The following is an 11,199-nucleotide window of genomic DNA, read 5'->3' as shown; positions in this document are numbered from 1 at the left end:
CGCAACTCCCATGAGCGCCAAGGTGCACGCGAAGGCGCCGAGCGCCTGGATCCTGCTGGTCTCGATTGCGCTCATCGCACTCAACATGCGCGGCCCTTTTGTGTCCGTGGCTCCCGTCGTGGGTCTCCTGCGGCGGGATCTCGGTCTTTCGCCCGTTGAACTCGGTTTGTTGACCGGGATTCCGGTTCTCTGCTTCTCCCTCGCATCCCCACTGGCATCGATGGCCGGACGCCGGCTTGGTGCTGAGTTCGCCGTGATGCTGACCCTGATCGGCGTGCTGGCCGGCGTCGTACTCCGCTCTGTTGCCGGTGGTGCCATGGTGATGGCCGGCACCGTGGTGATCGGGGTGGCGATCACCATCGGGAACATCGCCGTCCCGCTCATTATTCGTCGCGACTTCGAGCCGCGGCGGCAGGCGGGCGCCATGGGCATCTACACGGCGGCGCTCAACATCGGCTCCTTCCTCACGTCCGTGGCCACCGCGCCTCTCGCGGAACTCGTTGGCTGGCGGCTGGCCCTGGCGGCGAGTGCCCTGCTGGCCTTGGCGGCGATCGTATTTTGGATCCCCACTGTTGGTGCACACCGGGCGTTTGTTCCGGCCCCGGTTCCCGCGGTGGAACGTGCCGGCGGTGCCCAGGTTGCGGGCGTCCGCTGGCTGACCGCCGGACTGACACTGGGTTTTGCCGGGCAGGCGTTTTCCTACTATGGCGTCACGGCTTGGCTGCCCAGCTTCCTTTCCGATGAGCTCGCCATGGGCACCGCCCAAGCTGGTGCGGGCTCGTCCCTTTTCCAGATTTTCGCCATTGTGGGAGGCCTCGGGGTGCCCCTCCTGGCCCGGTTCGCCAGTACGACGACGGTGGCGGTCACCCTGAGTGCGCTATGGCTTACCGTCCCCGTGGGCCTATTGCTGGCGCCGGGATGGTGGTGGCTGTGGTCTTCCCTCGGCGGCGTTGCCCAGGGCGGCGGTATCACCGTCATCTTCATCGCGATCATCAAGTTTGCCCGGGACCAGGCCTCGGCGGGAAAGATGTCTGCCGTGGTGCAGGGCGTTGGATACTGCTTCGCGGCGTTGGCACCCACCGTGGTGGGGTACGTCCACAGCGTCTCCGGTGGTTGGACGGTGCCCCTCTTGGTTATCCTCTTCTCGGTCCTCGCGTTTTGTGTGTGCACTACGCTGTCCGTGCGCTGGGCGGCCCGCCAAAGGTAGGTACAGTCCCGCCGCCGCCCCACCCGGGCATGGAGAAGCCCCGCTGCTGGGCTGCCTCCCCGACGGTCGGGGTCACTTGTTGCGAAGAGTGCAGGCAGCCCAGCTTCGGGGCTCGGTGTTCCGGGATGTCCCGGCTTGAGGCCAACAGCTACGCGGCCACAAGTTCCTCTTTGGTTGCTTCCTCGCGTGCTTCGCTCAGGTAGCGGGCGTATGCGGGGATGGTGAGGAAGGTGGGGAATTCTTCGGCGAGGGTGACTTCTTCGAAGATGGCGCGTGCATCCGCGAAGCGGTCATCATCGAAGCGTTCCAGGCGGGCGAATTCTTCATCGAGCATCTCCTCGACCCATTCACGGGTGATGATGTCGCCGTGGTCCGTGATGGCGTGCGAGTGGATCCATTGCCAGAGTTGGGAGCGGGAGATCTCGGCGGTGGCGGCGTCTTCCATGAGGTTATGGATGGCGACGGCGCCGTTGCCGCGGAGCCAGGACTCGATGTAGCGGATGCCTACCTCGATGTTGATCCTGATCCCGGCCTCGGTGATGGTGCCTTGGGTGCTGGCAATGTCGATCAGGGCACGGTCATCGGGGGTGACGTCCTCGCGGGAGCGGTCCAGCTGGTTGGGCTTTTCTCCCAGGACTGAGTCGAACACTTCCCGGCACACGGGCACCAGGTCCGGGTGGGCCACCCACGAGCCGTCGAAGCCGTCGTTGGCTTCACGGGTCTTGTCGGCACGCACTTTCTCGAACGACGCCGTGTTGGCGGCTTCGTCCTTGCGGTTGGGGACAGCTGCCGCCATGCCGCCGATGGCCATGGCTCCACGGCGGTGGCAGGCCCGGACCAGTTGTTCGGTGTAGGCGCGCATGAACGGCTGGGTCATGGTGACCTGGCCACGGTCCGGGAGCACGAAACGCGGTCCCCGGGTACGGAAGTTCTTGATCAGGGAGAAGATGTAGTCCCACCGGCCGGCGTTCAAGCCCGCGGCGTGGTCGCGGAGTTCATAGAGGATTTCTTCCATTTCGAACGCTGCGGTGATGGTTTCAATCAACACGGTGGCGCGGATGGTGCCCTGCGGGATGCCGAGGAGATCCTGGGCCAGGACGAAGATGTCATTCCATAGCCGTGCTTCGAGGTGGTTCTCGATCTTGGGCAGGTAGAAGTACGGGCCCTTGCCCTGGGCGAGCAGCCGCCGTGCGTTGTGGAAGAAGAACAGCCCGAAGTCCACCACGCCGCCGGCGATTGGTTTGCCGTCGATCAGCATGTGCTTCTCGGGCAGGTGCCAGCCGCGCGGGCGGACCACGATGGTGGGCAGGTCCTCGGCCGGGCGGAGCTTGTATTCCTTAGTGCGTCCGTCGGCGGTGGAGGTGAAGTCGATCCTGCGCTCCAAAGCATCCGTCAGGTTCAACTGGCCCTGGATCACGTTGCGCCACGTCGGGGTGGAGGAATCTTCCATGTCCGCCAGCCACACTTTGGCGCCGGAGTTCAAGGCGTTGATGGTCATCTTCTTATCCACCGGACCCGTGATCTCCACGCGGCGGTCCTCCAGGCCCGGCGCCGGAGGAGCGACGCGCCAGGTCGGGTCGTTGCGGATGCCCTCGGTTTCCGGGAGGAAGCGAGGGTCCTGGCCGGAGGAAATCTGGTTGCGGCGGGTGTGCCGGGCCTGCATCAGCTCCTGACGCCGATCCGCCGTCGCCCGGTGGAGTTGGCCAATGAACTCGAGCGCATCCGGAGTGAGGACCTCGTTCTGCCGGCAGATAGGCTGCGCGGTCAGGGTGATGCCATTGATGGTGACGCTGTCAGTGAAGCTGTTCATTTCAAAGACTCCTAAGAAAATGTTCGAGGGCGGCACTTTGGTGAGGTGCCCACGAGGCCGAGGGAGGGATGATTCGGCAGCCTGCGTAAAAAGGGGCTCTGCGTCCCGGTCCGTCCTCGCTCGGGAGGCCGGAACCGGAACGTGGGCAATAGCACGCAGAGCATTACGCCTCCGCAAGCCGCGGCCGAGTGCCGCCGTCGGGAGTGGTTAGTGGAATTGGCCCTCTTCGGTCGATCCGACCAAGGCGAGGGTGGACGCGTTCGGGTTGAGCGCGGTGGCGATGTCGTCGAAGTATCCGGTGCCGACTTCGCGCTGGTGTTTGGTGGCGGTGTAGCCGCGGGACTCGGAGTCGAATTCCTTTTCCTGGAGCTCGACGTAGGCGCTCATGCCTTCACGGGCGTAACCGTGGGCGAGATCGAACATCGAGTAGTTCAGGGCGTGGAAACCAGCCAAAGTGATGAATTGGAACGTGAAGCCCATGGCGCCGAGCTCGCGCTGGAACTTCGCGATCGTGGCGTCGTCCAAGTGCTTGCGCCAGTTGAACGACGGCGAGCAGTTGTAGGAGAGCATCTGGTCAGGGAACTCGGCCTTGACGGATTCGGCGAACTTGCGGGCAAGTTCCAGGTCCGGGGTACCGGTTTCCATCCAGATCAGGTCCGAGTACGGGGCGTAGGCCTTGGCCCGGGCGATGCACGGTTCGATCCCGTTGCGGACCTTGTAGAAGCCCTCCGCGGTGCGTTCACCCGTGACGAATTCCTGGTCGCGTTCGTCAACGTCCGAGGTGATCAGGGTCGCCGCTTCAGCGTCGGTGCGGGCGATGATAACGGTAGGGGTATCGGCGACGTCGGCTGCCAAACGTGCCGCGTTCAGGGTGCGGATGTGTTGCTGGGTGGGAATCAGTACCTTCCCGCCAAGGTGACCGCACTTCTTCTCCGATGCGAGTTGGTCTTCCCAGTGAACGCCCGAGGCACCCGCGGTGATCATGGACTTCATGAGCTCGTAAGCGTTCAGGGGGCCGCCGAACCCGGCTTCGGCGTCGGCCACGATCGGCACCAGCCAATCCTCCACGCTCTGGACTCCCTCGGCGTACTCGATCTGGTCCGCGCGGAGCAGGGCGTTGTTGATCCGGCGGACAACCTGGGGGACCGAGTTGGCCGGGTACAGGGACTGGTCCGGGTACGTCTGGCCTGAAAGGTTCGCGTCGGCGGCGACCTGCCAACCCGAGAGGTAGATAGCGCGGAGCCCGGCCTTGACCTGCTGCACGGCCTGGTTGCCGGTCAGGGCGCCGAGGGCGTTGGTGTAACCACCGGTGGATGCTTCCTCGGTGAGCTGCTTCCACAGCTTCTCCGAACCGCGGCGGGCCAACGTGTGCTCCTCGGAAACCCGCCCACGGAGACGGACGACGTCGGACGCCGAGTAATCGCGGGTGGCGCCTTCCCACCGCGGGTTGGCGGACCACTCAAGTTCCAGCGCTGCGGCCTGCTCGCTTGCGGTCTCCTGAGCGGACGTCTGGTCTGCTGGTTCAAACGATGCGGTCATTGCATGTCTCCTAATATCCAAGCGGGGCTCCCCGGGCCGGCCTCCGCTGCGTCTTTGCAGCTTCGGCCGGCTTTCCCGGGTTTGTGTTTCTTTTTCGTAAGGCCTACTTTTCAGCATTTCCACAAGCCTTTCTAGGGGAAAGCTATGGAAAGAAATGCACTTCTTCGCGTATTCTCAAGAAATGTCGCCTGTGAGCTGGAATCGTGACGTCGCGTCGCCGTCGTCGTCCCCGTCGTCCCCTGAGTTGGACGTCATCAGCCTTGGCCGCCGCGTGCGCCATTTGCGCAAGCAAGCCGGGCTGACCCTTGATGACTTGAGTGCCGCCGTCGGGACCGCGCCAAGTCAGTTGAGCCTGATTGAGAATGGAAAGCGGGAGCCCAAATTGGGCCTGCTGCAGCAGCTCGCGGCATCACTGAATGTGGGCATCGACCAGTTGCTCGGGGCCGAACCGCCCAGTCGCCGCGCTGCCTTGGAAATCGAGCTCGAACGGTACCAGCGTGGCCCGCTGTACGAGTCGCTGAACCTGCCGAAAATCCGCATCAGCTCGCGGCTTCCGCTCGATGTGCTGGAGTCCCAGGTGGGGCTGCTCCAGGAGCTCGAACGCAAGCTTAATGAGCAGGTCGCGACGCCGGAAGAGGCCCGCCGTGCGAACGGCGAGTTGCGTGCCATGATGCGCGAGCGCGGTAACTATTTTCCCGAGTATGAAGCCGAAGCGCAGAAGGTCCTTAAAGGGGTCGGTTACACCTCGGGTCCGCTCAGCCAGCACGTCATCGCGGACATCGCTGAGAACCTTGGGTTTTCGCTGCATCACGTCAGTGACCTGCCGCATTCCACGCGGTCCGTGACGGATTTGAAGAACCGCAGAATTTATCTCACACAGAACCAGCGGCAGGACCACGACCCTCGGTCAGTGCTTCTCCAAGCGCTGGGCCATTACGTCTTGGGCCATGAGACACCGCGGAATTACGGTGATTTCCTGGCGCAGCGGGTGGCCACCAACTACTTCGCTGCTGCATTGTTGTTGCCGGAGCAGGCAGCGGTCGAGTTCCTGCAGAAGGCCAAGGCCGCCAAGGAAATCGCCGTTGAGGACATCCGGGATGCGTTCGCGGTGTCTTACGAGACGGCGGCGCACCGCTTTACGAACCTCGCCACCAAGCATCTGGGTATCACCACGCACTTCCAGAAGACCCACCAGTCGGGCATCATCTACAAGGCTTACGAGAACGACGGCGTGACCTTCCCCCAGGATCACACGGGGGCCATCGAGGGCCAGCCATCGTGCAAGGCCTGGACCTCTCGTGCAGTGTTTGACGTACCGGATAAGTTCAGCGCTTACAGCCAGTACACGGACACCCCTTCCGGCACTTACTGGTGCACGGCCCGCACCGAGCGATCTGCCGCGGGTGAGTTCTCGTTGAGCATCGGAGTGCCGTATCAGCACGTGAAATGGTTCCGGGGGCGGGAAACCACGGCGCGGGCGACCTCTACCTGTCCGGACCCGAACTGCTGCAAACGTCCGCCGGAATCACTCGCAAACGAGTGGGCCGGTAATGCGTGGCCTTCCGCGAGGGCACATTCGCACTTGTTGGCAGCCATGCCTCCGGGTGCCTTTCCCGGCGTGGATGAGACCGAGGTGTACTCGTTCCTGGCCGCTCACGCTTAAATGCGCGACGCCGGAGGGTTGCCCAGCTAGCGAAGCAGCCGCTCCACCAGCACGGCTGCGGCCTCGACAACCTCGTCTGCTGCCCTTTTGGACGAGCTAAACGCCACCTCGCGGCCTCCAACAGTCACGATGTCCGTGATGACGGCGACCGTGAGCCGGCCCAAAGTGTCGTTGTTGGCGCCGAGGAGCACCGAGTTTTGCCGTACCCATTCCCGTCCGCGTTCGCGGCGCAGCACCTCGAATCCCGGGGGAGTGTCGCCTTCGATGAAGACCCGTTCAAGTGCACGGTGCTTCCAGGTGTAGTCGAAGTAGCTCCGGCTCCCCACGTTGAACAACGCGAGGGGATCGGCCTCCCCGGCCCGGCGCTCCTTGGCTACCGCGGCAGCGACAATCCTCTCGTGCTCGTTTTGGTAGTCATCCCAGAGTGCCAGGAAAAGCTCGGTCTTCCCCCCGAAATGGTGGTAAAGGCTGCCCACGCTGGACCCGGCGCGGGCCACGATATCCGAGATGCTGGCGTCCGTGAAACCGTGCTCGACGAACACTTGGCGGGCCGCCTCCAAAAGGTTCCTGCGGGTGGCCGCCGTCCGGGTCCATTGCCAGGACGCCACGCTGGTGGCTACCTCCGATGTTTTGCGGACCATCATCGCGACTCCTCACAGGGCAGCGGACAAGCCGAAATCTTTGACCGGTTACTTCCTGGAATCCTACCTTCCAAGAATTCCACATAGCCAACCCCAAACCTTGACGCATGCTGAAGCGGCAGGAAATAATTCTGGAAGTCGGTTCTAGAAAGACATGTTCCGGCTTATCCCCGAATGCTGCGATTTTTGACGTCGAACGCCCCGAAACCCCGGTGGACGTTTTCCCCGTCGGGCTGCAACTGGTTGAATCTCTACGAGAGCGCCAACTGGTCGCACGCCAACAAGCCAGAGAGGAACGCGGCCTGATGTCCGTTTCAAGCAAGTCGTCCGGGATTACGTCGAACAGGTGGTTCAAACCCGTCGTCGTTACGGTAGGGGCCCTCGTGGTAGCGCTCATCCTGGTGTTGGTTGCCCAATGGCTCAGGACCCTTCAACCGGTCCAGCAGTTCCTCAGGGACTACCCGGGGCACTCCGCCATTCCTGAAGGAACACCCACGGGCTTCCCGGCGTGGCTCGGCTGGCAACACTTCCTCAACATGTTCTTCATTGTCCTGATCATCCGTTCGGGGTGGCAGGTCCGAACCACTACGCGCCCTCCGGCGTACTGGACCAGGAACAACAAAGGGCTGATCAAGACCAAGAATCCGCCTACCAAGATCAGTTTGGACCTGTGGTTCCACCTGACTTTGGACGCCCTCTGGATGCTGAACGGCCTCATCTTCATCGTGTTGCTCTTCGCCACAGGCCAGTGGTTGAGGATCGTTCCCACCAACTGGGACGTCTTCCCGAACGCGCTCTCGGCCGGGCTGCAGTATGCCTCGTTGAACTGGCCGCTGGAGAATGGCTGGAACAACTACAACAGCCTGCAGCTGCTGACCTATTTCCTTACCGTCTTCATTGCCGCGCCGCTGGCCATCATCACCGGTATCCGGATGTCCGGGGCCTGGCCCAAGAAGGCAGCGGTCAACAAGGTCTACCCCATTGAAGTGGCGCGAAGGATCCACTTCCCGGTGATGATCTACTTTGTGGCTTTCGTGATCGTTCACGTGACCTTGGTACTGGCCACCGGAGCGCTGAACAACCTGAACCATATGTACGCCTCAAGCAACGACGACAACTGGTGGGGTTTCGGTATCTTTGCCGCGTCCATCGTCGTTACCGCCGCTGCTTGGTTCCTGGCCAGCCCGTTGTTCCTCCGGCCCGTGGCGTCCCTGATGGGTAAGGTCTCCCGCTAGGACGCACCACCCAGCCGCAACGCACCCGTCAATGCTTTCTCTACGGAGTTGGTTTGGGGGTGCTGGTTTGGAGGTGCCGGGGTGGGAGAATGAAAGTCGGTGCCGGGCGTGATGCCCCACCGACCAGTGCTAATACAGCGGGGCTTCCTCCTCACCAGGGCGCCTGCGCAAACCACTATGAACGGATGACCCATGACCACGCCTTCCGGCTCCAGTACCCTGAGCAGGCCAGCGCCGCGCTTCGCCTCGATCGGATCGCCCAACTTTGGCATCCTTCTGGCCATCATGGCTGTAGTGCTGATCCTGTCCAACATCGGGGCTTCCAAGGGCGTTGTCATCGGCCCGATCATCACCGACGGTGGGTTCTTCCTCTTTCCCTTGGCCTACATCCTCGGTGACGTCATGAGCGAGGTCTATGGTTTCAGGGCCAACCGCAAGGCCATCTTCACCACGTTCACCCTCTCGGTGTTCGCCTCGCTCTGCTACTGGGTCATCATCGCGCTCCCCGGCTTCAACGACGATTTCGGAACCGCCAAGCAAGCAGCCATCGAGGGCGCTTTGGGCCCGGTTCCCCAGATTGTCCTTGCCTCGCTCCTTGCATTCCTCACGGGTCAGACCATCAACTCATGGATACTCGTGAAGATGAAGGCGCGGTCGGGTGAAAAATCCCTGTGGGCCCGCCTCATGGGCTCCTCCGGCGTGGGCGAATTCGTGGACACACTGATCTTTTGCAGCATCGCGGCCTCGGTCATCGGCATCACAGACGTCGGTTCGTTCGTCAATTACGTCCTTGCAGGCTTCCTGTACAAGACCGGCGTGCAGTACCTGTTGGTTCCGGTGACTGTCCTGGTGGTGCGTTGGATCAAGAAGCGGGAGCCGAGCTACGGCTTGGTTGCGGCGTAGCCTACGAGTAGTACCTACCAAGGGTCTCCGCCTTGAACTCGAAGAAGTCCCCTGACTCGATGGCAAGCCGGGCATCATCGACCATTTTCACCACGAAACGTTCATTGTGGATTGAGATGAGGGTGGCAGAGAGCATCTCCTTGGCCTTGTACAGGTGGTGGATGTAGGCGCGGGAGTAGTTGGCGCAGGCGTAGCAGTCACAGCTGTCCTGCAGCGGCCCAAAGTCTTTCTTGTAACGCGCCCCGGACAGGTTGAAGCGGCCAGAGGGTGTGTAGAACGCGGAATTCCGGGCAACACGAGTGGGGGAGACGCAATCGAAAGTGTCTGCTCCGTTTTCGATGGCCGTGAAGATATCGTCCGGCTCGGAAATTCCCAGCAGGTGCCGGGGCTTGTCCTCGGGAAGTTCCTCGTTACACCACCGGACGATCGTGCCGAGGTTTTCCTTCTCCAACGCCCCGCCGATTCCGTACCCGTCAAAAGGCATGCTGCCCAGGTCCTGGCACGCTTTGCGCCGAAGGTCCTCGTACTGGGCGCCCTGAATGACGCCGAATAACGCCTGATACGGTTTGCCGACCCGCCCGGACGTCAGCCGCTCATGCTCGGCCAGGCACCGAAGAGCCCACAGCCGTGTCCGTTCAAGGGACTCTTCCTGGTAACCCCGCGAGTTCTGCAACGTTGTGAGCTCATCGAACGCGAACATGATATCGGCGCCGATTTGATGCTGGACCTGCATGGAGATCTCCGGTGAGAAGCGGTGCAGGTCCCCGTTCAAGTGCGACTTGAACCAGACGCCGTCGTCGTCGATGTGCGCCAAGCGTTCCTTGCCCGGGGCCACCGCGTCATCCGGGCCTGAGTTGTCCACGTTCTTCATGTCGATGACCTTCTTGAACCCCGAGCCCAAGCTCATCACCTGGAATCCGCCCGAGTCCGTAAAGGTGGGACCGGACCAGTTCATGAAAGCACCCAAACCACCCGCGGCGTCGAGAATCTCCGGTCCAGGCTGAAGGTACAGGTGGTACGCGTTGGCGAGCACTGCCTGCGCGCCCAGTTGTGCGATGGACTCCGGGAGGACGGCCTTGACCGTCGCTTTAGTCCCGACGGCGATGAACGCGGGCGTCTGGATGGTTCCGTGCGGCGTTGTGATGGTCCCGGTCCTGCCCAGGAAGGCGCCGCCGTTGGCGTCCACCAGGGCGTCCGACGGCGAACACGTTTCGGCAAGGCGCTGGCCCACGGAGAAGGAGAACCCGGATTGCCGGCCAGGCAGAAGTGACTGCTCGAGCGGCCCCGTTGCGGCTGCTCGGGAGGATACGACTGATGGGCTGGGCTGGGCGGAGGCCGCAGCGGACACGCCTGGAGCGGGAACGGAACTTGGCACGCTTCCCAGTCTGCCAGCTTTACGCACCGAACCCGGCAATAGCCAGCCTGCATCGGCCCGCAGCGAACAGGCTTAGGGCGGCGCTCCCCAAACTCAGGAGCTGTACTTCTCCGCCTTCCAGTTGTCCCACGATGACCGGATGTCCGCCAACGCGTGGGCGCCAAGATCGTACGTTGAGGCAATCACCATTGACCCGCCGTCGGGCCTCTTATCCGGAATGGGTAGTTGTTCGGCGACGATGAGCAGCCCGTCGCCGTGCTCGGCGTAGCTATGTACGGTGACCCCGACTTGATGCCGACTCTTGAACCAAACACGGCCGGACAAGGACTCACCGGTGGGTAGTGTGAGCGAGTATTCGTCACCAATAGGCGGCAGATCGCCAAGGCCCAGTTGTTCGATTGCCGGACCGCCGCTGCCCGGGACCGAAAGGAAGTGCGTACGCCTCTGGCCGTGGGGATGACGTTCCACAGCGAACCGCAGTTGCTGCAGGAAGGTCAGCCAGCCCTGGGTGATGTCCTCATCCCATTCCGCCCACTCCGAATTGTGGTCCAGGGCAGCCCTGGTCACCGACACTTCGGTGCCCCCGGAGACAGGATGCAGTTCGAAAACATCCCCGCCATTGACGGTCAGGCTGGTGTGATCCGGCCCCTCCACAACGTCGGGGGAGAAATAGATGTGCTTGATTTCGTCAGCGAGGTCATCGGCTTCCCAACCGTGCCATTGAGCCACCAATGACGGTTCGCGCAACATGGCCCAAACCTGCCGCGCGTCAGCATTAACCACAACGCTCAGATTGTTCGTCATGGCCCCGAATCTACAGCCGTTC

At 62.5% G+C, this 11,199-nt stretch carries 9 protein-coding genes; 4 read left to right on the top strand and 5 right to left on the bottom strand.

Going from position 1 to position 11,199, the window contains the following annotated elements; all coding sequences use genetic code 11:
- The first annotated feature begins 10 nt into the window (after positions 1–10).
- Complete coding sequence (locus SB659_RS10135) at positions 11–1,207, top strand: CynX/NimT family MFS transporter (protein ID WP_410550391.1); 1,197 nt, start codon at positions 11–13, stop codon at positions 1,205–1,207.
- Positions 1,208–1,355: 148 nt separating this feature from the next.
- Here the strand turns inward: SB659_RS10135 and aceB are convergent, their stop codons facing one another.
- On the bottom strand, positions 1,356–3,017 hold the full coding sequence (aceB, locus tag SB659_RS10130; protein WP_410550307.1) for a malate synthase A: 1,662 nt from the start codon (positions 3,015–3,017) through the stop codon (positions 1,356–1,358).
- 207 nt (positions 3,018–3,224) lie between these two features.
- Positions 3,225–4,556 (bottom strand): isocitrate lyase, encoded by a 1,332-nt coding sequence (aceA, locus tag SB659_RS10125; protein WP_410550306.1) that lies wholly within the window; start codon positions 4,554–4,556, stop codon positions 3,225–3,227.
- Between the two features lie 154 nt (positions 4,557–4,710).
- On the opposite strand from aceA, the gene SB659_RS10120 reads away from it, so the two are divergent.
- Positions 4,711–6,219, top strand: a complete 1,509-nt coding sequence (locus SB659_RS10120) for a helix-turn-helix domain-containing protein (protein WP_410550305.1) — start codon at positions 4,711–4,713, stop codon at positions 6,217–6,219.
- A 26-nt stretch (positions 6,220–6,245) separates the two neighbouring features.
- On the opposite strand, the gene SB659_RS10115 is transcribed toward SB659_RS10120, so the two are convergent.
- Positions 6,246–6,863: a TetR/AcrR family transcriptional regulator gene (locus SB659_RS10115; RefSeq protein ID WP_284979142.1), complete on the bottom strand. Its 618-nt coding sequence runs from the start codon at positions 6,861–6,863 to the stop codon at positions 6,246–6,248.
- Between the two features lie 302 nt (positions 6,864–7,165).
- Here SB659_RS10115 and SB659_RS10110 point away from each other — a divergent pair, with 302 nt between their 5' ends.
- On the top strand, positions 7,166–8,095 hold the full coding sequence (locus tag SB659_RS10110) for a cytochrome b/b6 domain-containing protein (RefSeq protein ID WP_284979141.1): 930 nt from the start codon (positions 7,166–7,168) through the stop codon (positions 8,093–8,095).
- A gap of 192 nt (positions 8,096–8,287) precedes the next feature.
- A complete protein-coding gene (locus tag SB659_RS10105; RefSeq protein WP_410550304.1) occupies positions 8,288–8,998 on the top strand; it encodes a queuosine precursor transporter in 711 nt (236 codons plus the stop codon).
- Between the two features lies 1 nt (position 8,999).
- Here the strand turns inward: SB659_RS10105 and tgt are convergent, their stop codons facing one another.
- Positions 9,000–10,229 carry a tRNA guanosine(34) transglycosylase Tgt gene (gene tgt / locus SB659_RS10100; protein ID WP_410550390.1) on the bottom strand — a complete coding sequence of 410 codons (1,230 nt, stop codon included), beginning with the start codon at positions 10,227–10,229 and terminating at the stop codon, positions 9,000–9,002.
- Positions 10,230–10,466: 237 nt separating this feature from the next.
- Positions 10,467–11,177: an SRPBCC family protein gene (locus tag SB659_RS10095; protein ID WP_410550303.1), complete on the bottom strand. Its 711-nt coding sequence runs from the start codon at positions 11,175–11,177 to the stop codon at positions 10,467–10,469.
- Positions 11,178–11,199 lie beyond the last annotated feature (22 nt).

The organism is Arthrobacter sp. SIMBA_036, assembly GCF_046535135.1.
Taxonomy (GTDB): Bacteria; Actinomycetota; Actinomycetes; order Actinomycetales; family Micrococcaceae; genus Arthrobacter.
Note: the sequence above shows the minus strand (reverse complement) of the source record. Positions and strands in the feature narration are given on the sequence as shown.

What these genes read in the sequence shown, in the direction of transcription:
- SB659_RS10135 (WP_410550391.1), top strand. Translation starts at nt 11, where the DNA reads ATGAGCGCCAAGGTGCACGCGAAGGCGCCGAGCGCCTGGATCCTGCTG.
- aceB (WP_410550307.1), bottom strand. Translation starts at nt 3,017, where the DNA reads ATGAACAGCTTCACTGACAGCGTCACCATCAATGGCATCACCCTGACC.
- aceA (WP_410550306.1), bottom strand. Translation starts at nt 4,556, where the DNA reads ATGACCGCATCGTTTGAACCAGCAGACCAGACGTCCGCTCAGGAGACC.
- SB659_RS10120 (WP_410550305.1), top strand. Translation starts at nt 4,711, where the DNA reads ATGCACTTCTTCGCGTATTCTCAAGAAATGTCGCCTGTGAGCTGGAAT.
- SB659_RS10115 (WP_284979142.1), bottom strand. Translation starts at nt 6,863, where the DNA reads ATGATGGTCCGCAAAACATCGGAGGTAGCCACCAGCGTGGCGTCCTGG.
- SB659_RS10110 (WP_284979141.1), top strand. Translation starts at nt 7,166, where the DNA reads ATGTCCGTTTCAAGCAAGTCGTCCGGGATTACGTCGAACAGGTGGTTC.
- SB659_RS10105 (WP_410550304.1), top strand. Translation starts at nt 8,288, where the DNA reads ATGACCACGCCTTCCGGCTCCAGTACCCTGAGCAGGCCAGCGCCGCGC.
- SB659_RS10095 (WP_410550303.1), bottom strand. Translation starts at nt 11,177, where the DNA reads ATGACGAACAATCTGAGCGTTGTGGTTAATGCTGACGCGCGGCAGGTT.